This window comes from Sutcliffiella tianshenii, from assembly GCF_016908565.1.
GTDB classification, from domain to species: domain Bacteria; phylum Bacillota; class Bacilli; order Bacillales; family Bacillaceae_I; genus Sutcliffiella_A; species Sutcliffiella_A tianshenii.
Map to the genome: position 1 here is coordinate 632,943 of NZ_JAFBED010000001.1, position 23,662 is coordinate 656,604.

Consider the following 23,662-nt stretch of genomic DNA (forward strand, 5'->3'; position numbering starts at 1 on the left):
TACTTGCATTGTTACGGGACATCTCTTACAATAGAAAAATGCAAACGGTTGCACTAATGTTGCATATAAGTTGCACTAAAATGAATTCGTTTTCAGGTTTATATAATACTAATGAAGAAAGAAGGCTGTAAATATGAAGAACTTTTTGTCTTTTGATTTCTGGCAAAAATTCGGGAAAGCGTTGCTGGTTGTAGTCGCGGTTATGCCGGCTGCCGGTATCATGATTTCCCTTGGTAAATTGGTAGGCATGACGGGTGGAGACATCGTTCTTGTGCAAACGATTGCAAGAGTGATGGAGGACATTGGTTGGGCGATCATCACCAACCTGCACATCCTATTCGCCGTCGCAATAGGTGGATCTTGGGCGAAGGAGCGTGCTGGCGGTGCTTTCGCAGCGTTGATTGCATTTGTTCTGATCAACCGTATCACCGGTGCCATTTTTGGGGTTAATAATGATATGCTTGCCGATCCGGAAGCGACATTCACTACCTTGTTCGGCCAGGAGCTGATCGTAGGGGATTACTTCACTTCTGTATTGGGTGCCCCTGCCTTGAACATGGGAGTATTCGTCGGGATCATTGCCGGATTCCTCGGTGCAAATCTTTTCAATAAATTTTATAACTATAGTAAACTACCAGATTCATTATCATTTTTTAACGGAAAACGCTTTGTACCTTTCGTCGTGATCGTCGGGTCGGTCATTGCAGCACTTGTACTATCTCTTGTATGGCCATTCATTCAAGGGTTGCTGAATGATTTCGGACGCTGGATTGCATCTTCCCGTGACTCTGCGCCGATCATCGCACCATTCATTTTCGGTGCACTTGAGCGCTTATTGCTTCCATTCGGTCTTCATCATATGCTGACTGTACCGATGAACTATACGTCCCTTGGTGGAACTTACACGATTTTGACTGGCGGCAGCGCTGGCTCTGTGGTATCCGGCCAGGATCCATTATGGCTTGCTTGGATCGCCGATTTGAACAACTTCCTTGCAGCAGGAGACAAAGAATCGTATGAAGCATTATTGAAAGAAGTAGTTCCTGCCCGTTTCAAAGTGGGACAAATGATCCTTTCCTGTGCAGCATTGATCGGTATCGCATTTGCGATGTACCGTAATGTGGACAAGGACAAGCGCAAAAAGTATAAATCCATGTTCTTATCTGCAGGTCTTGCAGTATTTTTGACTGGTGTGACAGAGCCGATTGAATTCATGTTCATGTTCGCTGCCCCATTGTTATATGTGGTATACGCAATCATGACAGGTCTTGCTTTTGCCATTGTCGACATCATTGACATCCGTGTTCACGCATTCGGTGCCATTGAGTTGTTGACTCGTACACCGATGATAATCAAAGCTGGATTATGGTTAGATCTTGTAAACTTTGTCATTGCTTGTCTTGTATTCTTCGGGTTGAACTTTGCAGTAGCAAATTTCCTCATCAAGAAATTCAACTTCCCTACTCCGGGACGCAATGGTAACTACATCGAGCAGGAAGAAGGAGCAGGTGCTTCTGCTTCTGTATCGGCCGACTCCATGGCCCCTGCCATCATAGATTTGCTGGGCGGAGCAAGCAATATCGAGGATGTGGATGCATGCATGACCCGCCTGCGTGTAACGGTAAAAGACCGTGAGCTTGTTGCAAACGAAGCGAAATGGAAAGAAAACGGTGCACTTGGCCTGATTGTGAAAGATAAAGGCGTTCAAGCCATCTATGGACCAAAAGCCGATGTCATTAAATCGGACATTCAAGATTTGTTAGGAGCGTAATACGATGAACCTGCTAACCTTAAACTGCCACTCTTGGCAGGAAGAGAATCAAATGGAGAAAATTCAGCATCTCGCCCAAACCATCAAGGAAAAAGCATACGATGTCATCGCTCTTCAAGAGGTTAGTCAAAGCATCGATGCGCCACTGGTCCGGGAAAACATAAAAGAAAACAATTACGGACTTGTTCTTTTGCAGGAGCTTAAGAAGCTTGGTGTCCAGGACTATCAGCTCGTGTGGGATTTCGCCCACATGGGGTATGACACGTATGAAGAAGGCCTTGCGATCCTGACGAGGCTGCCCCTGGTAAAGTCGCATTCCTTCTTTGTTTCCAAGGGTACGGATACTGACTATTGGAAAACCCGGAAGATTGTTGGCGTGACGGTGGAATATGCCGGGAGGGAGCTTTCCTTCTATACCTGTCATTTAGGCTGGTGGACGGATGAAGAGGAGCCTGCCCGATATCAGATCGAGCAGCTTCTCCATGAAGCACAAGGATGCGGGACGCCTTTCTTTTTAATGGGGGATTTCAACAACAGTGCCCATATTAAAGGGGAAGGCTATGAGCTGCTGACTGTGGAGAACGGGTTGTATGACACTTACCTGTTTGCTAAGGAGAAGGATTCCGGCATCACAGTGCGCGGCAAAATTGCAGGCTGGGATGACAACAAGCAGGATCTCCGGATCGACCTTATCCTGGCAAGTGAGCAGGTTGACGTCGCCTCGTCCCTAGTGATTTTCAACGGGGAAAATAAAGAAGTCGTGTCCGATCACTTTGGTGTGGAAGTACGCGTTCGTTTATAAAGTTATAAAAGGGGCCATCCGTTACGAGTCGGATGGCCCCTTTTATGTTTGTATTCCTGTTAAACTGACTACTTCGATTCCGCAATCTCCTCTATCTCTGCCTGAATCTTCTTCGTCCACTCATCCACTACGCTATAGTCCATCGCTTTTACATAGATAGCTTCAAGCTTCTCATGCCAGGTCTTCGCTTCTGCCAGCTTGCCGATAGCCTTCTGCATAGATTCGGAGTAACGGTCCTTGACTGCCTGGATTTCTTTTTCATAGCGCTCGTCTGTTCCGTTTCTGATGGTAGTTTCGTACATGTCGATGATGGAATCGCCTTCCCGCTCCGGAAAATACTCGTGAGGTGCGGTGCTGTCAAAGATGGCGAATCCGAGCTCCCGGCAGATGATCATATCCAAGCTGTAGGGATCAAAGCCGCAATGGTACACTTCCACGTCAAAGCCTTTATCCTCTGCTGCTTTGGCCAGCTTTTTCAGCATCGTCGACTTGCCTGAACCAGGGCGTCCTTTAATGAAATAGCGGTTGGTCAAGCCCTCTGTCAGGTTTGGTACGCAGTCCCTTGCGCCTACAGGAGTGGCTGCACCAAGGAACCGGTGACGGACATCGGCTTTTTTATCCAGGCTCTTCCCTTCAAAGAGGGAATCCACCAGGGAGAGGGTAAGCTCATTTGCCGCTTCAAAATTCATATTATGGATATAGTAGCGCTCCCAGTCATCATGGACCTTCAAGGCTCTGGCAAACGTTTGATAGGCTGCCTGATATGCCTGCTTCTTTTTCTGGGCAAGTTCCACGATTTCGGCCTTATACTCTTTTAGGAAACTGGAATTCCAGGCCTCACCCAAATTGACATACTCCTCGATGGCGCCTGGTGCTTTCGGCTCGATGACATGCGGTGCCGTTCCATCGACAATGCCGACACCCAGTTCCCTGATGATGAGGCCATCGACCGAATTCGTATCAGAAGAGCAATGCAGCAATTCGATATCATAGCCTTTTTCATTCCATGCCTTGCCGATTTTTTTGATGAGGGAGGATTTCCCTGTACCGGGGCCGCCCTTCAGGATGAATATCCGGTCCAGACCCTCTATGTTTGATTCATATAAACTGTAAAATCCACGTGCCGTATTTCCGCCAGCGTAATAATTCAACACTTTCCCTGCCAAAAAGAACACCCCTTCAATGGTAGGATATCTTACAAAGAACTATCCATTTTACCATATGCCAAATAGGCTGTATGGGTGATTGCCTAATTTTCAGTCCAAGATTATTTTAAGTCATTATAAAAAAGAAGAGTATACTAAACTCCTCTTTTTTACTTCTATAAAACTACTTTAAGAGTAAATTGATGTTTACTCGCAATCCTTTTCAAAATGCAAATTGATACAATAAGTACCAAAGCACCTCGAATTTCCTACACCATCACAACTGACTTCCAGGTTTGCGATCTGGGATAAAGAAACAGACTTTGTTTGCCCTTTTTCACTTATCGTAAACAAAATAACGTCATCGCCTCCTCCTGTTCCCGCTCTAACAGTCATCGGACAGTCGCTTTTATTTATAACGGAAAGGGTTGCTGAAGGCAGAGAAGAGAACCCGATTGCTCTCCAATACTCTACAAATTCCCCATTACATGTCTGCTCTATGTTGCCACAAATTTTATCTGTGACCAATTTCTTTTTCTTTCTAGGAGGTGGTGGTGGTGGTGGCTTTGGATGGGGCTTTGGATCTGGGTCTGGGTCTGGAGGACACCACGGATCCATATGAGAATGATCCCTGTGGGAATGATCATTGTAAGAAAAACACCTGCAAATATCATCTCTATAACCACATTGAGTACAAAATTCCACTTTATTTCACCTCCTAAAAATAATTTCATCGAATTGGTTTAATTAATTTTGTCTTAGTCTAAATAGCTAGCCTACATGGAGTAGACAATTAGATATTTGAAAACAAATTAAGCAAATAGGCGTTTATATAAAGTTATACAAAACTTTCCTCTTGTTCCCTCTGGTACCTGTACATTAAAAGTATTAGGATTGTTTACTGAAACCGCAACTGAATTTCCCGGTGGTACATCTATAGTACCAACCGTTGCACCCAAACTGTCTAAAATTTGAGCTGTAATATCTTCAGGTCCAGCGTTAAAAATTTCGAAGGTGCCTTGAATATAATCATTTACTTCCGGACCTTCCCAAGCAGTATAATTAAGAAGAGGTCCATTCAAATTTCCACAGATCTTTTCTTGAATCACTGTTGGACTTGGACAGCAACAACAGTTATTAGCAGATCCATTTGTACTGCACATTATTATCCCTCCAATCATCTGTTTTTTTATGCTATCACTCGTTTATAAAGTGTTATACACCATTTCCCTGTAGTGCCCGGCAGTGCACCAGTTTGCCCGGTAGTTTGAACGATAAACACCGTTGGGTTATTAACTGATACAGCTTTACTGCTTCCCGTTGGCACTGTGTAAACATCACCATTTACAGAAAAGTCGATCGTCCCAGGACCATTGTTTGTAACTTCAAACGTCCCTTGGATATAGTCACTTGCCTCAGGGGCACTCCATACGATTTGATCTATTGGATCCGTTATATTACCACATAATTTTTCTGTAAAAACAACGCCACTTGGACAACAACAGTCACTCCCTGTATTTAAACACATACTATCCCCTCCTTTTTTGTTAATTTCGATGAAATTTCCACCTACTGACATATTATGAATCCGCATTTTAGCATGTACATGTTATACGCGGAACAAATGTGCCTATTTCTATTGTTCCATCTGTTAAAGGTGTCTTAGGAAACCATCCCGCCGGGGGAAGCATGTCCTAAATTTCGGTAAACAGCAAATTAAAAAGACCGCCCAATTTGAGCGGTCTTTTCTTCATATTATTTTTCTTCCCATCTGTTCCAAAGCAAAATGGATGCCATGCTGCAGGGACTGGAAGAAATCAAAATGATCCAGGTCAATATCAGACTTTGTAATTTCCATACTTAATTGTGCGGATATCCCGACCAGTATCGTCTTGATTCCAAGCAATTCGGAAGATGATCCCAGCTTTTCGATCATGCTTGCCGTGTAGGCGGTAAGATTCTGGTCAATGCCTGTCAGGTCAAGCACCAGGTAGCTCGCCTTGTACTTCGGCAAATTGTAAAGGGTCTTTATTATCAGCTCATCTGCCCGTTCTTCATCATACTTCCCTAAAAGTGGAACGACCACAATGCCTTCAAGCACAGGAATGATCGGGGAGGAAATTGTCTGGACAAGCTCCTTCAGTTCTTTTGTTTTTTCTACAACCAGGGCTTCAAGCTTTGCAATCTGCTCCGCTTCTTTTCTGCGTGCAAGGCCATGGATGTTCTCTGCGACATTTACTTCCTGAGGGAAATATTGAATGATGGAGTATTCATGCCCTTCAATTTGGGACTGGATGACCTTGTACCAAATATCCGTTTTGAAAAGTCCAGTGAAGATACCGGCGTAGTGGGCAGCGAGGAAGATGCCGCCTTTCTTTTTTCCTTGCGCTTTGTTTATTTTGTATTCCCAATCATCCTTCAAATGGACGGTAAGGCTGTACTTCTCCACATCCAGATCGTGGATATAGGCCTTGCCCCAACCTGCGGAGGCATACGTATTTGTTATCAAGCCTGCAATTTTCTCGATGCTGATGTCTGTCATATTTTCAAAGTACTTCCCGACAACCGCTCCTTGGCGATAGCCTGTCGATTCCATTACGAGACAAGTGGATTCTTCACCTGAAACCTCTTCAATGGTATCGAAAAATGTTTTCATTGCCGATGATATCCAAAAAAGTACAGAGTCCTCCCCTTCAAAGAGGAATTCCCCCTTCTCCAGATCCCATTCAAACTGAAGCCCTTCTATGTCCATTTTATGTTGAGCGCTCATAAAACCAGTCCTTTAAAAGTTTATGAGTCTATTATAAACCATCTTTTTCGTAACATTAAATAAAATGTTATTACCAAAAAAAGAGTGGCGCTTCATTTAGCTCCACTCCTTTCCTTTTTTATTTTAACTTCAATTTAGCCAGGGCATCGGCAAGTGCGGTGTTGACCGGCTCATCCTGATCCTGGTTCTTCATGTATTGATTCACATCACGTTTGGAAGCTTTTTGGGAGTCATTTTTCTTGCGGCGTTCCTGGAAGGTGCTCAGCTTCTCGCGATGGCCGCAGACACAGGCAAACATCTGACCTTCCCCTTCCCCTCGCAATTCGAGCTTCTTGCGGCATTTCGGGCATCTTGCATTCGTCACCTTTGACACATTTTTGCGATGGCCGCATTCACGGTCCTGACATACGAGCATTTTCCCTTTTTTGCCGTTCACCTCGAGCATCGGCTTGTCACAATCCGGGCAGCGTTTGCCTGTTATGTTATCATGCCTGAATTTCTCTGTGCTGTTTTTCACCTCATGGACGATTTCCTTGGCATACGCCTTCATTTCGTTGATGAAGTCCGCTTTTCTCAGCTTCCCTTTTGCAATCAGGCCAAGTTTCTGTTCCCATTCCGCAGTAAGTGCGGGCGATTTAAGATCCTCTGGCACCAGATTCAAGAGCTGTCTTCCTTTGGAGGTAATATGAAGACCCTTGCCCCTCTTTTCCATCAGGAAGCTGTTGAAAAGCTTCTCGATGATATCGGCTCTGGTTGCCACCGTTCCTATCCCGCCTGTTTCCCCGATCGTCTTGATCAGGTTCCGGTCTGACTGCTCCATATATTTCGCCGGATTTTCCATGGCGGAAAGCAGGGTTCCTTCGTTAAAAGGCTCCGGCGGCTTGGTCTTGCCTGTGGTGATTTCCACCTTCCTGATGGACAGGGAATTCCCTTTATTCAAGCTTGGCAGCAACTGGTCGGTGTAGCCATCGCCAGCGTCTTCCTGCTCCTCAAGCGAACCGAATACTTCCTTCCACCCTTGGGAGATGACAGTTTTTCCTTTTGCCACAAACTGCTCCGAGCCGAGTGTTGCGGTGACGGTCGTCTGCTCATAGATGAATGGCGGCATCAATATTGCCAGGAAGCGTTTGACGATCAGGTCATAGATCTTGTACTCCTTGTCGGAAAGCTTGCTTAGCAGCACTGTCTCCTCAGTCGGGATGATGGCGTGGTGATCGGTCACCTTTTCATTGTTCACGAATGATTTGCTCCCCTTGATCGGCTTGGACAGAATTTTGGAGGCAACTGATTTATAGGAATGGGCACGAACAGCTTCCACCCTCTCCTTCAGTGTGTCAACCATGTCTGTCGAGATGAAGCGGGAATCCGTTCTTGGATAGGTGACTATTTTATATTGCTCATACAGGCGCTGCAGGATGGACAAGGTTTCCTTGGCAGAGTAGCCGAAGATCCGGTTTGCATCACGCTGCAGTTCCGTGAGGTCGTAAAGGGCAGGGGCGTAGCTTTTCTTTTCAGCCTTTGAAATTTCTGTGATGTTGCCCTGTTTGTTTTTCACCTGTCCATAAAGTCCTTCGATCTCACTTTTGTTAAAACTGCGTCTTTCCTTCGATTTCGCATCCTGCCATACAAGCTGGAAGCCTTTTTCGGTGAGTGCCTTCATGCCGTAAAATTCCTTTGGCACAAAGCTCTGGATCTCCTCTTCCCTTTTCGCAATCATCGCAAGGGTCGGGGTCTGCACCCGGCCGCAAGAAAGCTGTGCGTTGTATTTGGTCGTGAGCGCTCGGGTGGCATTCATTCCGACTACCCAGTCCGCTTCTGCACGGGCGACAGCAGAGTAATAGAGATTTTCGTATTCCTTTCCATTCCGAAGCTGGCTGAATCCATCCTTGATTGCTTTGTCTGTAACAGATGAGATCCAGAGACGCTTGATCGGCTTTTGCACACGCGCCTTCTCAAGGATCCAACGAGCTACCAGCTCCCCTTCACGCCCTGCATCTGTTGCAATGACGATCTCTTTCACATCTTTTCTGGTCAATTGGGCCTTGACCGCATTGTATTGCTTGCCTGTCTGCTTGATGACGACAAGCTTTGTTTCGTTCGGCAGCATCGGAAGGTCCTCGAGCTTCCATGCCTTGAATTTGGCATCATAGGCTTCGGGGTCCGCTAGTGTCACAAGGTGTCCGAGTGCCCATGTCACGATATACTGGTCTCCCTCAAGGAACCCGTTCCCCTTTTTGCCGCATTTCAATACGCGTGCTATATCCCTTGCCACGGATGGTTTTTCTGCAAGTACTACTGTTTTTGACATATCATACAAATCCCTTCGTTTCTTATTCCTTCCATCATCTTGGCATAATGTTTGGAGCTAGTCAAAAAAAGAAGAGAAGGGTGATTGGCCCCTCTCAGACTTGCTTTTATTTGTTTTCCGGCAGCTTTTTTAATTCTGCGACCGCTTCTTCCAAGCTGCCGACCGGAATCAGTTTGATGGACAGGCCTTCTCCTTTTACTGTCTGTTTTGCAATCTCTTCGTTGTTTCCATAATCATTGTCTTCTGGTACAAGGAAATATTCGTAGCCTGCCAGGTCCGCGCCGATGACCTTCTGTTTGACTCCGCCGATCGGACCGACAAATCCGTCCATTTCAATCGTCCCCGTCCCTGCTACTTTGTTGCCTTTTAGTAACGACTCTTCTGTCATCTTCTCGATCAGGGTCAAGGTAAGCATCAAGCCGGCACTCGGCCCGCCGATCTCTTCTATGTTGAAAGAGATCCGTTCATCCTCCACGAGCTCAAATACCTCTTCCACGTACATGCCAAGGAACGTATTGTTGTAATAGTCGCGTTCTGGATAGGTGCGGACCTCGATATCCTTTCGTTCCCCATCCCTCATTACACTAAGTACCGCCTTTTCATCCGGTTCCTTCTCTAGGATCAGTTGATCGAGCTGTTCATAGGATTCAAGCTCCACCCCATCCATCGCTACTAAAATATCAGTCACCTTTATCATATTCTTGTATTTCCAGTCAGGCTCAAAGTACGCAGGATAGAAGCCGGTCAAGGTCAAATCGGGGGAATCATCCATATATTCCCTTGCCTTGTATTCAGCCTTTATTTTAGATTGGATCATCATCATTTCATATTGATAATGAAGATCCTCCACGTCGATATCCAGCTCCTCGGTGGCAGCTGGCTCGATATCCACTCCCTCTTCGAACAGCATGCCCAGAACAAGATAAGGCCACCCGACATTTTCTAAGGAGGAAACATAGGTCATCCCAATCTCCCCATCAAGCTCATAGCCGTCCTCATAATCGACAAGTTCATCGAGCATGATCGGCTCATCGGCAAACAATACATCGTAGCCTGTAGGTACTATTGCCGATCCCACTAAAAGTATTGAAGCTAAAACGATACCCAATGCAATTTTCTTATCTCTCATCTAGTAAGGCCCCTTCTCTTCCAATTTTCTCTATTTTCTATTTTATATGAAGTGAAAGGGGAATAGTTCAAAAAAATTACGATAATAGGAAGAAACTTCTCTTTTCCTTTCCTAGCAGAATTTAGTATGATGAAAAGTAGATATTTTTAGAGGATGTTCAAAAAGTCCGGTAAAAATAGCTTCGAATTTCTACGTCAGCTTGTCTCTCCGCTCCTCACGTATACAAATCATACGCTGCGGTGCTCGAGACTTCGCTTCCTCGAACTTCTTTGCTCTTTTTATCCTCCTTTTTGAACTCGCTCTTAGAGATAGGATGGATACGAGCATGAGTTTATTAAGCATAGATGGATTAAGCCACAGTTTTGGCGATCGCATGTTATTCAAGGATGTCTCCCTGCGCCTTCTTGCAGGTGAGCATGTAGGGCTGGTTGGAGCCAACGGGGTTGGTAAATCCACTTTGATGAATATTATTACTGGGGAAATAGTGTACGACACAGGACGTGTGGAATGGACGCCAAGTGTGGAATACGGATATCTGGATCAGCATACTGTGCTGACACCGGGAAAGACGATCCGCGACGTATTGCGCGATGCATTCCTCCCGCTTTATGAAAAAGAAAAAGAGTTAAACAGCATCACTGACAAAATGGGCACAGCAACTCCCGAGGAATTGGAAGAACTTTTGGAGCAGATGGGGGAAATTCAGGACCATCTTGATGCCGGCGGCTTTTATAATCTGGATATAAAGGTGGAAGAAGCAGCGCGCGGACTTGGCCTTGATGCCATCGGACTTGAACGTGACGTTGCTGCCCTAAGTGGCGGACAGCGTACAAAGGTCCTTTTGGCGAAGCTGTTATTGGAGCAGCCGCAAGTATTGCTTCTGGATGAGCCGACGAACTATCTGGATGTCGAGCATATCCGCTGGCTGAGTTCTTATCTGAAGGAATATCCTCACGCATTCCTATTGATCTCCCATGATACGGAGTTTATGAATGGCGTTGTGGATATCATCTTCCACCTGGAATTTTCAAGATTGACCCGCTACACAGCTTCCTATGAGAAGTTCCTGGAGCTTGCGGAGCTGAACAAAAACCAGCATATCAACGCATACGAAAAGCAGAAGGAGTTCATCAAGAAGCAAGAGGACTTCATCGCGAAAAATAAAGCGCGCTATTCCACGACAGGCCGTGCGAAAAGCCGTCAAAAGCAGCTCGACCGCATGGAGCGTATCGACCGTCCAGAAACTGCAGCGAAGCCGACATTCGAATTCAAGGAATCCCGTGCAAGCTCCCGTTATGTGGTAGAAGCAAAGGATCTTGAAATCGGGTATTCCGAGCCACTATTGCCGAAGCTTACGATGGAAATCGAACGCGGCGATAAGATTGCCATTGTCGGATGCAACGGGGTCGGTAAATCCACCCTGCTGAAAACGATCTTGGGTAAAATCGATCCGCTTGGCGGGAATGTAGTCCGCGGGGATTTCCTTTTCCCATCTTATTTCGAGCAAGAGGTCAAAGCGAAAGACATCACACCGATTGACGATGTTTGGAATGAGTTCCCTGGACTCGATCAGCATCAGGTCCGTGCCGTGCTTGCGCGCTGTGGTTTGAAGAATGAACACATCTCCCGTCCACTGAGCCAACTGAGCGGTGGAGAACAGGCGAAGGTGCGCCTATGCAAGCTGATGATGCATGAAAGCAACTGGCTCCTTTTTGACGAGCCGACCAACCACTTGGATGTAGTCGCAAAAGAAGAGCTCAAACGTGCCATCAAGGCATACAAAGGCACCATCCTGCTGGTCTGCCACGAACCTAGCTTCTATGAGGACTGGGTAACGAAGGTATGGAACGTCGAGGAATGGGCTGAGCAGAAATAATTACTGGAGGCTGTCCGGAAAGTCATGATTTGTATGACTTTTGGGCGGCTTTTTTTGTGATGGGAACTTAGTGGTTGCGTGTTGAGTGTCGGATTATGTCGTAAAATGCGTTTTATCGATATCTTGGGGGTTTTCGTTGATATGTGAAAATTTCCGTTGATATATGAACGAGATCCATTGATAAAAAGATATTTCCGTTGATATATGAACGAAAACCGTTGATATCCGGTTCCGACGCCTATTCATGGACACGTATCCATTCATTATTTGCGGATAAATCATCCTCCACGCAACACTCTATGGAGAAAAGCTACCGTTCTTCGCCACTTTTGCCAGAAAACGCCTCCCGATATAAAATAAAATATATGTATCACGAAAAAAATCAGGGAGACGGTGCAATGAGCGACATAGATAAAAGAAACCGATTATCCGAAGAACCATTCTCTTATCAAATCACGAAAAAAGGGACGGTCCTGATCCAATACGAGGGGAAACAAATTAAGATTGTAAAGGAAAAGGAAGCCGAGCGCCTTATAGCCAGGATCCAGGAAGTCGAGAGAAACACGCCAGAAGTACAATTATTGCTGGCTAAAATAACAGGCAATTTTAAACGCGGTAACGAAAGACTCGGCAAAAACAAAAAATGAACGAAAAAAAACTCGAGGGCCTTCACCTTCGAGTTTTTCTTATATTCAATTTCCACTCGCCATTTACAACGGCTTCGGATTATAGCTCGATCCGGTCCAGTCTGTAAGCTCACAGATTGCCTCCCAAAGCTTTGGATAAAACTCGAACTTTGCCCCACGTTCAAGCGCTTGTGCCGGGATTCCCTTCAGGCTCTTCGTATTCAGGCCGATCATTCTCCGGACAAGTTGGATATGATGCTGGCGGAAGGTTTGGAAATTCTCATCAAACGCAATCATCTCCTGCATGAGCATAAACAGCTCCAGGTTATCCCCTGCGTTCTTGTGAAGTTCTAGCGGTGTCAGCCCGCGTTCATTCAAAATCGCTTCAAACGGCTGCCAGAGTGTCGGTCCCAATTTCAAAATGTGATTGAAGCCCGGTGAATCCTGACCGCTTCCTCTGCCAAGTGCGAGACGTATCGTATGGTAATCCCTCGGACTGATCACTTTTACCATATCGAACACTGGCGGCAGGTGCTTCATGTGCATATTGACCCGCTGCAGCTGCTGCGTCGCCTGAAGGACTTCCTTCGCTTTCATATCGGCGTCTGCGAGATTGATATATTGGATGACCAGCTTGAAGTGAAGCTCAGCGATCTGATGGATCATCTGAAATGTCAATTCATCCTCGCAGCACAGCTCCTGCTCCCCTTTTTGCAGGCTTAAAAGCTCTTCGGTGCGAATATATTTCTCATAATCGGTTATCTTTTTCTCTTCCATTTTTTCTCCTCCTGCTCCCGATCGAAATGGAAAGACTAACGGCTAACAACTAAGTTCCACTCTTTTCAGATATTTATGTAAACCCTTACATCCTATGTTACGCATTGCCTCAAACCACTGTCAACTATGATTCTATTCCCCTTGCAGGCTTTTATGCATCCATATGGCCGCCTGCACCCCGTCCCCCATGGCAATCGCCACCTGCTCGGAATGTGCCACAATGTCACCTGCCGCCCACACATGCTTCACATTCGTCATTTTCGTCCTTGGATCCACTTTGATATGCCTGTTCTTTTCAAGCAGCACTCCCAACCCTGCAGAGAGATCTGTATGAACCTCATTCCCGCCTAGAGCGAGAAACCCCTGTGAGGCCCTCAGGTGCAGACCTCCTTCCAATCTTATCCCTTCTAACCGCGTCCCGTTGCAAGCCACGGACACAATCTTTTCAACAATCACACGAACCCCTTTTTTATATAATTGTTCAAGTAGCTTTTCTCCGATGGGAGCCTTTCCATGGTTTACAAGAGTAATCTCCTGCGACCAATGTGTCAAAGCTAGTGCCATATTAGCCCCAGCATCCCCTGACCCTATGACCAAGGCCGGTTTATCGCTGACTTCATATCCATCGCAATCGGGACAGACAAATATACTGATTCCCATACATGGGATGAGCTCAGGAAACATGGGGATGTTGTCTTTTATCCCGGTGGCGAACAGGAGACGCCTGGACCTATAGGCACGGGACTGCTCTGTGGAAGCCTCAAACTCTCCAGCATCCTCTGATACGCTTGTCACACGGTCACTTACAAAATGAACACCATATCCCTCCGCCTGCTGCTTTCCAAGCATTCTCAGTGTCTCACCGCTCACACCATCAGGCCAGCCAAGGAGATTATGATAACACCGGCAGAGATTAGATCTCCCATCATTTGAATCAATCACAATCACCCTGTAGCGGTACCTGCCCAGCTGGATGGCAGCCTGCAGACCCGCAATACCCCCGCCGATAATCATGCAATCGTAGAGCATCATCTATCCCTCCTCCGACTCTTTTGGGTAGTATTATTTGTCAGTTCGGGATGAATTATCAATCCTTCACAAATCAATATTTGAGAAAAAAATTGTCCAAGCATGTTTCACTTTTTGTGAAGCGGGTATTTTTATTACATAACCAAGGAGGCGATTAACATGAAACCAACTTATAAAGAATTTCAAAATGATGAACAAGTAGTAGGAGCTGTACAGGAGCTTAAAGCGCAAGGTGTACACGAGAACGACATCTACGTGATCACACATGATGATGACCGCACAAAGCGTGTAGCTGACAACGCGGATGCTAACACAGTTGGCGTAGGCGATGTTGGATTAGATACTTATGTGAAGAATGTCTTCCGCAGTAAAGGCGATGAGCTTCGTGCCCAATTCCAGGAGCTTGGATTCACTTCCGGTGAAGCGGAGCAGCTTGAAGAAAAGCTTGATCATGGAAAAGTCATTCTGGTTGTAAAAGACGCAACTGCAAGCAGCACCTTTTAAGTAATCCTAAAACTAGTAAACTCCCCCCCTTATATATATAGAAAGAGGATGGTCCATGTGGCCATCCTCTTTTGTTGGTCCTATATGTCATACAATTCATCCACGTCGCGCTTTTCCCGTGTTAGATAAAAATAGTCATTACAGCTTGCACAATATACATACTCCCGCTTCCATTCCTCCTGATGACGAATGATGAGCTTGAGCGCGTCCACAAACTCGTATATCTCCCCATTGGTCATGGTAGGGTGCATCGAAAACCTGATCCATCCAGGTTTTCCGGAAAGGTCCCCTTCAGAGATTTTATCTGTGATACTTTTGGAAGCCGCTTCATCGATATCAAATAAAAAATGCCCATAGGTACCTGCGCAGGAACAGCCCCCCCTTACCTGGAAGCCGAATCGGTCATTCAACAGTTTCACGACGAGATTGTAGTGCAATTCTCTGATGCAAAAAGATACGATGCCGATGCGATGCCTTTTTTCCCCTTCAAGAACACGTACTTGTGGTATGCCCGCCAATTCACCAAGAAGCAATGCAACCATTTCCTGCTCACGTTCCATTATTTGCTGTGCACCCATCTTCTCTTTGAGGCGGATGCAGAGTGCCGTGCGGATAGCCTGCAGGATACCCGGTGTGCCCCCGTCCTCCCGCGTTTCAATATCCTCAAAATAAGCATGCCCGCCCCAAGGATCCGTCCACTTGACGGTCCCGCCTCCTGGATGGTCCGGCACCCTGTTGTGATAAAGATTTTTATCAAAAATCAGGACCCCGCTTGTACCCGGCCCGCCCAAAAATTTATGTGGCGAAAACAGGATGGCGTCGAGCTTCTCTAATGGATCCGGCGGGTGCATATCCATTGTTAAATAGGGTGCCCCTGCCGCAAAATCAACCACGCAAATTCCTTCATACCTGTGCATGACCTTGGCCAATTCATGATAGGGCGTCATGATCCCTGTCACATTTGAACAGGCGGTAAAAGAACCGATTTTCCATTTGCGATGCCGGTACTGTTTCAGCAACGCTTCCAGATTCCGAGGGCTTACATTGCCATTTGGGTCCGGCGGGACGATTACCACGTCCGCGATGGTCTCCTGCCAGGAGGTGTGATTCGAATGATGCTCCATATGCGTAATAAACACCACCGGCCGTTCCGCTTCAGGCAAAAATATACGGGCTTTCCACATCTCCGGGCCACGCAGGCCGAGAATTCTTTGAAACTTGTTCATGACGCTGGTCATTCCGAAGCCATCCATGATGAGGACATCCTCCTCACCTGCATGGACATGGGACTTAATGATGTTTCGCGCTTTATTATAGGCTGCTGTCATGAAGGAGCTTGTCGCATTTGACTCCGTGTGGGTGTTTGCCATGAATGGTCCGATTTTTTCAGCAATCCTCTTTTCAAACGGTTCATATAACCTGCCGCTTGCCGTCCAATCTGCATATCTGATTTGCTTTTCTCCAAATGGGGTTTTCATCTTATGTCCGTTCCCGATTATCCCTGTTCTGAAAGAGGAGAAATAAGTCTCCAGTTCTCCCCCATACTCCCTCCGCTTGCTCCCGATCCGAGCTCTAATCATCGATACTCCACCTTATCCTCGCGCATTCTCCACCCATTATATGTAAAGAAACATGGTAAGGGACCACTCTAAGGTTTTCAGTGATTTCTCTTTCTCTACGGATCCGTGTTACAATAAAGAGAGGCTATCTCTCAACACAAGGTACAAACCATTGGAGGGAATATAATGACGAAAATGACGTCCATTAACATTCAACACGATAAGCACTCCTTACTCCTTGAGCCAACCGGCCTATATACGTACCAAGGCTTTCAAGTACTGGAAGCACAAAATCAGGATCAGACAGACTGCTATTACTTGCTTTTTTATAAAACCGCCTATCTGACCGGAAAACATACAATCAAGATAAAAAGAAGCTCCAGATTAAGCTCCATCCTGCAAAAAGGCATCACTCTACCGCCGACCCATCCATTTGTATCCTATCTGCTTACACACAATCGCATACACACTTTCCCAGCCTTGAATCCACTATGGGAAAAAGTGCAGAAAAAATACTCCCCCCTTGAAGCAGCTAATATTCTCACCATCTTCGACACCTATATGAAAAAGGAAAAAATCATCAAAGCAATCAAGGAGCTTGCACTCAAGCTGCGACGTGATGGACAGCTACTCCACACTTATCAAATGCTGCGCCTGCTTTCTGATTTATATCCTTCCCACCCATGGGCACCTGACATGTCCAAGAGCCTGCAGTATCAGTCCTACCAATCACTCTATCAATCAAACCTTGCAACCCTTGCTGTAAAAGATCCCCTATATGCCGAGCAATACTGCTATGAACATCTGGAGGACAAGACATGCCTCACAACCCTTCATCAGCTTATGGAAAAGGAAGGACGCATCATGGAACTGCTCTGCTTGTATGCACACTCCCTGATTCATGACTCCCCTTGTGATGATCTCAACTACAAACAATTGACCGCCCTAATCACCGAGAACCCCGGCCTTGAGGGGAAAACGGATATCCTGGCTCATGTCGCACAGGCGAGAGCTGTCCCTCATGATAGATTATGGAAGGATCTCCTCACCCTTTTAAAGAACGAAGGGCGCTATGAGGACGCACTGCTGCTATTGACCAAAAATAATTCCCAGATTTCCACGAAGAATTTCCCTTATCTACTGGAAATCCTGACTCATCTCGATCCATCCAAGTATGTAAACATGCTGGAGAAGCTGAGACTCCCACTTTCCGACAGCATTTCTCCGAAGGAAGCGCAGTCGTTCTTCCAGGTTGTCATACCCATCCTTCTGAAGGAAAAGGGATTAGAATATACGAACGAATGGCTGATGCCGTACTACATTCAGTATCCTACCGTCCCGATCCTGCTGAAAATAAAGAAAATGGCCGTCCTCAAAGACGACCCGGATCAAATGTATGCCCTTGGCGAACTTTACTACCAAATGAAACAGCTGAACGAAGCGGTGGAATGCTTCAACTGGGAGCTCGAGCTCGATCCAACGGACACCCGCTCCATCAAATGGCTGACCAAGCTCTATCTCGAGCTCGGGATGATAGAGGAATCCAAATCCTATCAGTATATGTATCATAACCTGCAAAAGGGGTCTTGATAGTTGGTTCCATTTAAAAAAACTCGTCAAATTGACGAGTTTTTTTCATTTTGGGCTATGTTGCAGCCGCTTGGTTGAGCCGAGAAGTCGGATATCAATGAAAATTTCAATATATCGATGAATCCGGCCACGATATCAACGAAAATTTCCGGATATCAATGAAAATTTAAATTTATCAACGAAAACACAGGAGATATCGATAAAACGCATAATTCGACAAAAATCGATAAGGGCCTGGCCCCTGTCCCGTTAGAATGTTCACTAGTACGGGGTCTGGCCCCGCTAGGAATTTATCAATCGAATATTCCGCTCGGTAAGGAAGAATACTCCCACTATATCCTTAGTGTTGCGGGGCCAGACCCCCCTCGCTGAATCACGTGTCGTTTAAACGTTTATTCGCTCATCCCAGCATTTGCACAAACACAACCTTCAAGTAGTTGCCTTCTTTAAACTGCTTGATCGTCGCAAAATCACTTGGCAACGAAAACTCTTCGAGGATTTTGTATTTCTTTTTGTTGTCCTTGAAGGCCTGGTCGATAAAGCCTTTGAACTTGTCCATTCCGAAGGTGCTGCAATTGGTGGAAGCGACGATGATCCCGTCATGCTCCGTGATGGCTATCGCGTCCGAGACGAGGCTGGTGTAGTCCTTTGCTGCCCGGAATGTCACTTTTTTGGATCGTGCAAAGCTTGGGGGATCCATGATGACCATGTCGTATTTCAGGCCTTTTCTTTTGGCATATTTGAAAAAATGGAATACTTCCTCCACCAGGATGGACTGCGTCTTCTCGTCGATCCCATTGACGTTGAACTGCTCGGTCGTCTTAGGCAGGCTGCGGTTCGCAAGGTCTACACTCGTTGTTTTGGCTGCCCCTCCAAGTGCCGCATAAACCGAGAACGCACCAGTGTATGAGAAGGTGTTGAGGACCGTCTTCCCTTTCGCATATTTGTCCCGTATCGTTTTTCTGACCTCGCGCTGATCGAGGAAGATTCCCACCATGGCGCCGTCATTCAGATAGACTGCAAAATTCACGTCATTTTCTTTAATCAAATGAGGTTCGGGCGCTTTTTCCCCTGAAACAAAGTCATCGTCCTCGACATAGGTGCCGCCATCTGTATTGAATCGTTTCTTTTCATAGATGCCCTTTACATCGAGTACCTCCCCGATAGCGGCGAGCACCTCTTCCTTAAAGGTATAGATGCCTTCGCTGTACCAGTTGATCACAAGATAGCCGTCAAAATACTCGATGGTAAAGCCGCCGATTCCGTCGCCTTCCCCATTAAAGAGGCGATAGGCTGTTGTGGAGTTATCCTTCAGGAGGAATTCCCTTTTACCAAGAGCCTGCTGAAGCTTCCGTACAAAAAAACGGGTATCGAATTCCTCGTTTTCATTGTTGGTGACGATCCAGCCGTAGCCTTTATTCTGATTTCCATAATACCCTTTCCCAAGAAACTGGTTGGACTCATCCACCAATTTCACGAGGACCCCTTCTTCCTTCAGGTCCTTGCCATTGATGATGGCCTCTTTAGTTATCAGGGGATATCCGTTTCTATACTGCTTGCTGAATTTATTTTTCACTCTTAATGTGGTTTCCTGTCGCATCCCGTCATCCATTCTTCATATATTTTATTCTAGTATAACTCATTTACTGTTTTAGGGTATTTTATACATTCTCCCACAAAGATAAAGCCCCTACCCAATGGATAGAGGCCGTAAATGTCAATGTGTCGGTATGTTCGCGTTGTCCTCGCACACTTTTACCATGAATTCGTATTGAAGCAGTCTTACTTCGAATAGCTTCAGAGGGTCATAATAGCGCTCAGGGCTTGCTTTCATCTGAGCAAGCTTCTGATTTGCGTTTTCAATCGTCTGCTCGGTATCTATGACCGTTTCATCCAGTTCTGTGAAGGATGCCTGGTAGAACAAGCTGACATCGGCTTTCAGGGCCTTTTCAAACAAGTCGAATTCCAGGAAGAACTTTCTGATGACTGACTCTGTCACATCTTCAAATCTTTCATTCTCGATGTATTTTTTATATTGGTTGTAAAGCAGCTGGTTGTTGCTTTGAATGGAACCAAACAGGCGCCCTGCACTTTTCAGCAGGAATTGGGTCGTGTTTGGCCTGTTTAAAATGTTTTCCTTTTCCACGTCAGCCCTGCTAAGCATACGGTTGACGTCTCTTCGCCAGTCTTCGATCACTCTGAAATCACATTCCAGACGCATGCGGTCCTCTTTATAAAGGCCATTGAAGGTTTGGCTCATCTCCCTCAGGTATTCCTGACTTTCAAGGAGCTCCCTGTTCGAAGAGTCCAGCCATAGTTGAAGCTCCCCTCGGAATCTAGGCAAAAGATCCTCTTGCATGTAATGTTGGATCTTTATATTCATCTGCTCGTTCAATTCATGGTGCAGAGTGCTGAAATTGCTGTCCTCTTTCACGAGGCTTGAGCACTCTCTAAGCAGCTTCGGAATGGTGAGCTTCACTTCCCGTTTCATTTCCTGTGTTACCGCGCGATAATTCTCTGAAACTGTACGGATTTTCTCCTGTTCTGCATCCTGCAAATGATGGATGAAGCCTTTTAGTCTGCCTAAGATATCCTCATTGAATGCCACAGTGCTTACCAAGTTATCCTCCATCGCTATACGGCTATTCAGAAGCTCGGTCAATGTGGATCTGATCAGTTGCAATAGCTTGGACGTACGTCTTTCTTCCACTGCCTTGCTGCGCAGCTTGAAGTTGGCGTCCATGAAGGTGGCAAGACCAGGATGCTGTTTATTCGCCGCACGCAGAGAGGAATATGGATACACTCGTGCATCCGGGAAAAATTCGTTGATCCTGTTCTTCGTCTCCTCGATGATCTGTGTCGCTTCCGCCTCATGGAAGGCAGTATCCATTTTATTGATGACAAAATGCACGGGAATCTCCGGTGCACGTTCTTTAATTTTCACAAGCACATGCAGCTCTTCCTCCGTAAACGGAGTTTGAGCATCCAGTACGTATAGAAGGCCATCAGACAATGGGACAAAATCAAGGGTTTCGTTGCCTTCGACATTTTTCACATCAAATTCAGATGTGCTTATTAGAGAGTAATTCTGCTCTTCGAGGAACGTGGATGGCCATTTCAGATCAACAATCGCTCCTGCTTGATGTTCGCCTAGATCGTTCAGAACCCTTGTGCCCTCGGCCGTTATTTCGTTCAACTCAGCCTTTTCCCCATCAGCCCTGATAAAGATCGGACAAGCCTCATCCCCTAACAGCTTTTCCCCAATCAGGGAATTCAAGAAGGATGTTTTGCCATTCTGAGCAGTTCCGGTAACGACAATATGCTTTTGGTTCAGATTTGTCAGCTGGGAGAATAGCCACTTCTTGTGATGGCCCACCTCAAGGTGATTGTTCTTCGCCCAGTTGATCAATGTCTTGAATAACTCTACAGTATAATTCACCTGGATGCTGTCATGCTCATAACGGAAGATGCGAGTTTCGGCATCATGCAATGTATCTGCCGAAATGGCTGTCGGAAACACTTCCGCCCATGACATGACTGCAGCTGCAGCGAACAAGGAGTTGGACTGATTGGAGATCTTCAGCCAATTGCTTAAAAGATCCGGCACTATCCCTTCCAGTTCCTTGACCAAATATCTGCCGTCAATCAGATCAAGATAGGTTTCCTGATGAAGATCTGCCACCACATTCCAGGAGACGGAAGAGTTCTTCTCCACGTTCAGGAACACGGAATTAATCGTTTTTATCCAAGATAGGTATAACGGATGATTTTTATAGCTATTCCACAATCCTGCCGTCACTTCTTCGAATACACGTTTGTCGGATTCCAGCAATGCAATAAGAACATTTTGGAAATACTCAGGTGCAAAGCCTTCCGCGTGACGCTCCTGTTGCACATAAAGGCTCAGGCGCTCAAACCAGTGCGGCGACTTTGTACGGATGGACTCATTGACAGCAAGCTCGATTGCATGGTTCCAGTCCTCCTGCTCTTCATAGAACATCCTCGCAGTGGATGTCACTTCCGGATAATCAGGATTCACAGAGATCGCTTTACGCAATTGCTTATAGGCACCCTCAAGCTTCTCCCTTTCCACATACAGATTGAAGAGCTGCATGGCAACTTCCACTCGCAGGACATCATTATCGGTATGGATCTGCGTATAGATATCCTCCGCCTCTACAAGCATTCCCAGCTCATAATAGGCGTCCGCGATATTCTTTTTGGCCCATGGTGCCAGTTCATTGTTGATATTTTCCCACTTAAAGATGGCGCTCTCATAGTCCTTGCTATGGAAATATACCTCACCTTGAGCAAAGCGGATAAAGGATAGATCATACACTTCCTTCGTCTGTTCTGCCAAAAATGCCTCTCCAAGCACCTGGACAGGATGCTTCGTTTCAATATCGAGCATGAATGTTTCAAAATATGTTTTATTAATGAATTTGCTTTCCGTAGTCATTTTTCCCTCCACCAATCTCTATTTCTGCTTATTTTTAAAGAGAAAAGTAATCTAATGGTTCTAGTAGCTTCGTCTCTTGATAGAAAATATACTATTCTGCTATATAGTTCGTCAGTCTTTTCGTTTTTAGGACCATTCTATACTATACCCTTTTACTTATTGGTATAACTTTTCCTGTCCGAAAAAAATTCGACACATTTCCTTCGTACTTAACTTGATAAAATCGCACGGAATCTGGGATAATTCAGATGGTAGAATAATCTGAAAACAAAGGGGATTTGGGATGAAGATCAATCAAGTAGGTCAAATAGGGATACCTGTAAAGGATTTTGAAAGAGGAGTAGCCTTCTATAAAGAAAAATTGGCACTCCCTTTGCTATTCTCAACTGGGAATCTAGCTTTTTTTGATTGCAATGGCGTCAGACTACTTCTTAGCCTGCCTGAAAAAGAGGGATTTGCAAACGCCAGCTCTATCCTTTATTTTACAGTTGAAGATATTAAAGGCTCCTACGAAGAAATGTTAGAAAAAGATGTAAGGTTTTTGGATGAACCACATGTAGTAGCCAAAATGGGAGATACTGAGACTTGGATGGCCTTCTTTTCGGATGAAGAGGGTAATACTCATGCATTGATGAGTGAAGTTACTGTTTCCTAAGCTATTGTATTGGAGTTTTCTCATACACCATACATGCAAAAGAGGGCGCCCCAATCAGGAGCACCCTCTTTCTGCTACTTATTCATATGCGCCAGGAAATCCCCGAGCAGCTTATCGACATCTTCCACTTCCAGCTCTTCAGGCTCGTCTTCACTTGAAGCTTGCTCCTGTAAGGCTTTATCCCAATCAAAGGAATCCAGATCATCTTCTCCATTTACATCGATTGGGGCAACTTCCTCTTGAATGGAATCTTCCTGCTTGTCAAATCTTGCAGGGATATCCTCCTGAAGATAAAGTGCTTGATCGATATCCGTCGAGTTGCTGTTCATCGCAGCAAGGATGCTCGTGGCACGAACAGGGTCTGAGAGCAATTGATACACGATACTCCCAAGCAATGCCTCTGAGTGCTGATGCTTCAGCCAGTCCCGTTGACTTTTATTTAGGGAATTCGGCAACGGAATTGAAATGGTTTCTTTTTCCCTGGCACTCGAAGTGGTAACCCCTTGCAGGACAAACTCGGCTATTTTACTGGAAAAATTTCTTCTCTCTGTTTCCTTCAGCTTTTGCAGATGCTTCAGCAAGTGATCTGGGGTATCAGAGGGAATCCGGAAAGAGATGGCCTGTCCTCGCTTTATTTCGTTAAGGGAACCGGTTTTCTTCAT

At 45.8% G+C, this 23,662-nt stretch carries 20 protein-coding genes; 7 read left to right on the plus strand and 13 right to left on the minus strand.

Annotation, left to right across the window (positions count from 1 at the left end; genetic code table 11):
* Positions 1 to 133 precede the first annotated feature (133 nt).
* Together JOC95_RS02800 and JOC95_RS02805 are read left to right on the plus strand one after the other, a co-directional pair.
* On the plus strand, positions 134 to 1,771 hold the full coding sequence (locus JOC95_RS02800) for a PTS transporter subunit IIBC (protein WP_204413164.1): 1,638 nt from the start codon (positions 134 to 136) through the stop codon (positions 1,769 to 1,771).
* Between the two features lie 4 nt (positions 1,772 to 1,775).
* A complete protein-coding gene (locus JOC95_RS02805; protein ID WP_204413166.1) occupies positions 1,776 to 2,573 on the plus strand; it encodes an endonuclease/exonuclease/phosphatase family protein in 798 nt (265 codons plus the stop codon).
* Positions 2,574 to 2,641: 68 nt separating this feature from the next.
* On the opposite strand, the gene JOC95_RS02810 is transcribed toward JOC95_RS02805, so the two are convergent.
* From JOC95_RS02810 to JOC95_RS02840, 7 genes are all read right to left on the minus strand, one after another.
* A complete protein-coding gene (locus JOC95_RS02810; RefSeq protein ID WP_204413168.1) occupies positions 2,642 to 3,739 on the minus strand; it encodes a PRK06851 family protein in 1,098 nt (365 codons plus the stop codon).
* A 186-nt stretch (positions 3,740 to 3,925) separates the two neighbouring features.
* Positions 3,926 to 4,423, minus strand: a complete 498-nt coding sequence (locus tag JOC95_RS02815; RefSeq protein ID WP_204413170.1) for an S-Ena type endospore appendage — start codon at positions 4,421 to 4,423, stop codon at positions 3,926 to 3,928.
* Between the two features lie 107 nt (positions 4,424 to 4,530).
* Positions 4,531 to 4,881, minus strand: a complete 351-nt coding sequence (locus JOC95_RS02820; RefSeq protein WP_204413172.1) for an S-Ena type endospore appendage — start codon at positions 4,879 to 4,881, stop codon at positions 4,531 to 4,533.
* A 26-nt stretch (positions 4,882 to 4,907) separates the two neighbouring features.
* Positions 4,908 to 5,297 (minus strand): S-Ena type endospore appendage, encoded by a 390-nt coding sequence (locus JOC95_RS02825; protein WP_204413174.1) that lies wholly within the window; start codon positions 5,295 to 5,297, stop codon positions 4,908 to 4,910.
* A gap of 171 nt (positions 5,298 to 5,468) precedes the next feature.
* On the minus strand, positions 5,469 to 6,488 hold the full coding sequence (locus tag JOC95_RS02830; protein ID WP_204413176.1) for an STAS domain-containing protein: 1,020 nt from the start codon (positions 6,486 to 6,488) through the stop codon (positions 5,469 to 5,471).
* Positions 6,489 to 6,606: 118 nt separating this feature from the next.
* A complete protein-coding gene (locus JOC95_RS02835) occupies positions 6,607 to 8,796 on the minus strand; it encodes a DNA topoisomerase III (protein WP_204413178.1) in 2,190 nt (729 codons plus the stop codon).
* 106 nt (positions 8,797 to 8,902) lie between these two features.
* A complete protein-coding gene (locus JOC95_RS02840) occupies positions 8,903 to 9,925 on the minus strand; it encodes a S16 family serine protease (protein WP_204413179.1) in 1,023 nt (340 codons plus the stop codon).
* 325 nt (positions 9,926 to 10,250) lie between these two features.
* Between JOC95_RS02840 and JOC95_RS02845 the strand changes: the two genes are divergently transcribed.
* Together JOC95_RS02845 and JOC95_RS02850 are read left to right on the plus strand one after the other, a co-directional pair.
* On the plus strand, positions 10,251 to 11,801 hold the full coding sequence (locus tag JOC95_RS02845) for an ABC-F family ATP-binding cassette domain-containing protein (protein ID WP_204413181.1): 1,551 nt from the start codon (positions 10,251 to 10,253) through the stop codon (positions 11,799 to 11,801).
* Between the two features lie 398 nt (positions 11,802 to 12,199).
* Positions 12,200 to 12,448, plus strand: coding sequence for a hypothetical protein (locus JOC95_RS02850; protein WP_204413183.1), 249 nt, complete (start codon positions 12,200 to 12,202; stop codon positions 12,446 to 12,448).
* 63 nt (positions 12,449 to 12,511) lie between these two features.
* Here JOC95_RS02850 and JOC95_RS02855 read toward each other — a convergent pair whose 3' ends face one another.
* On the minus strand, positions 12,512 to 13,204 hold the full coding sequence (locus JOC95_RS02855) for a tryptophan 2,3-dioxygenase family protein (RefSeq protein WP_204413185.1): 693 nt from the start codon (positions 13,202 to 13,204) through the stop codon (positions 12,512 to 12,514).
* 132 nt (positions 13,205 to 13,336) lie between these two features.
* The gene (locus tag JOC95_RS02860; protein WP_204413448.1) at positions 13,337 to 14,233 is read right to left on the minus strand and encodes an NAD(P)/FAD-dependent oxidoreductase; all 897 of its coding nucleotides are present in this window, start codon (positions 14,231 to 14,233) and stop codon (positions 13,337 to 13,339) included.
* Positions 14,234 to 14,392: 159 nt separating this feature from the next.
* On the opposite strand from JOC95_RS02860, the gene JOC95_RS02865 reads away from it, so the two are divergent.
* The gene (locus JOC95_RS02865; protein WP_204413187.1) at positions 14,393 to 14,737 is read left to right on the plus strand and encodes a YflT domain-containing protein; all 345 of its coding nucleotides are present in this window, start codon (positions 14,393 to 14,395) and stop codon (positions 14,735 to 14,737) included.
* Between the two features lie 80 nt (positions 14,738 to 14,817).
* Here the strand turns inward: JOC95_RS02865 and JOC95_RS02870 are convergent, their stop codons facing one another.
* Positions 14,818 to 16,317 (minus strand): aminotransferase class V-fold PLP-dependent enzyme, encoded by a 1,500-nt coding sequence (locus JOC95_RS02870; protein WP_204413189.1) that lies wholly within the window; start codon positions 16,315 to 16,317, stop codon positions 14,818 to 14,820.
* Positions 16,318 to 16,482: 165 nt separating this feature from the next.
* Here JOC95_RS02870 and JOC95_RS02875 point away from each other — a divergent pair, with 165 nt between their 5' ends.
* On the plus strand, positions 16,483 to 17,886 hold the full coding sequence (locus JOC95_RS02875; RefSeq protein WP_204413191.1) for a tetratricopeptide repeat protein: 1,404 nt from the start codon (positions 16,483 to 16,485) through the stop codon (positions 17,884 to 17,886).
* 400 nt (positions 17,887 to 18,286) lie between these two features.
* Here the strand turns inward: JOC95_RS02875 and JOC95_RS02880 are convergent, their stop codons facing one another.
* Together JOC95_RS02880 and JOC95_RS02885 are read right to left on the minus strand one after the other, a co-directional pair.
* Positions 18,287 to 19,486: a class I SAM-dependent rRNA methyltransferase gene (locus JOC95_RS02880; protein ID WP_204413193.1), complete on the minus strand. Its 1,200-nt coding sequence runs from the start codon at positions 19,484 to 19,486 to the stop codon at positions 18,287 to 18,289.
* Between the two features lie 117 nt (positions 19,487 to 19,603).
* Complete coding sequence (locus JOC95_RS02885; RefSeq protein WP_204413195.1) at positions 19,604 to 22,345, minus strand: GTP-binding protein; 2,742 nt, start codon at positions 22,343 to 22,345, stop codon at positions 19,604 to 19,606.
* A 283-nt stretch (positions 22,346 to 22,628) separates the two neighbouring features.
* Between JOC95_RS02885 and JOC95_RS02890 the strand changes: the two genes are divergently transcribed.
* On the plus strand, positions 22,629 to 23,000 hold the full coding sequence (locus JOC95_RS02890; RefSeq protein ID WP_204413197.1) for a VOC family protein: 372 nt from the start codon (positions 22,629 to 22,631) through the stop codon (positions 22,998 to 23,000).
* Between the two features lie 74 nt (positions 23,001 to 23,074).
* Here the strand turns inward: JOC95_RS02890 and JOC95_RS02895 are convergent, their stop codons facing one another.
* Complete coding sequence (locus JOC95_RS02895) at positions 23,075 to 23,662, minus strand: hypothetical protein (protein ID WP_204413199.1); 588 nt, start codon at positions 23,660 to 23,662, stop codon at positions 23,075 to 23,077.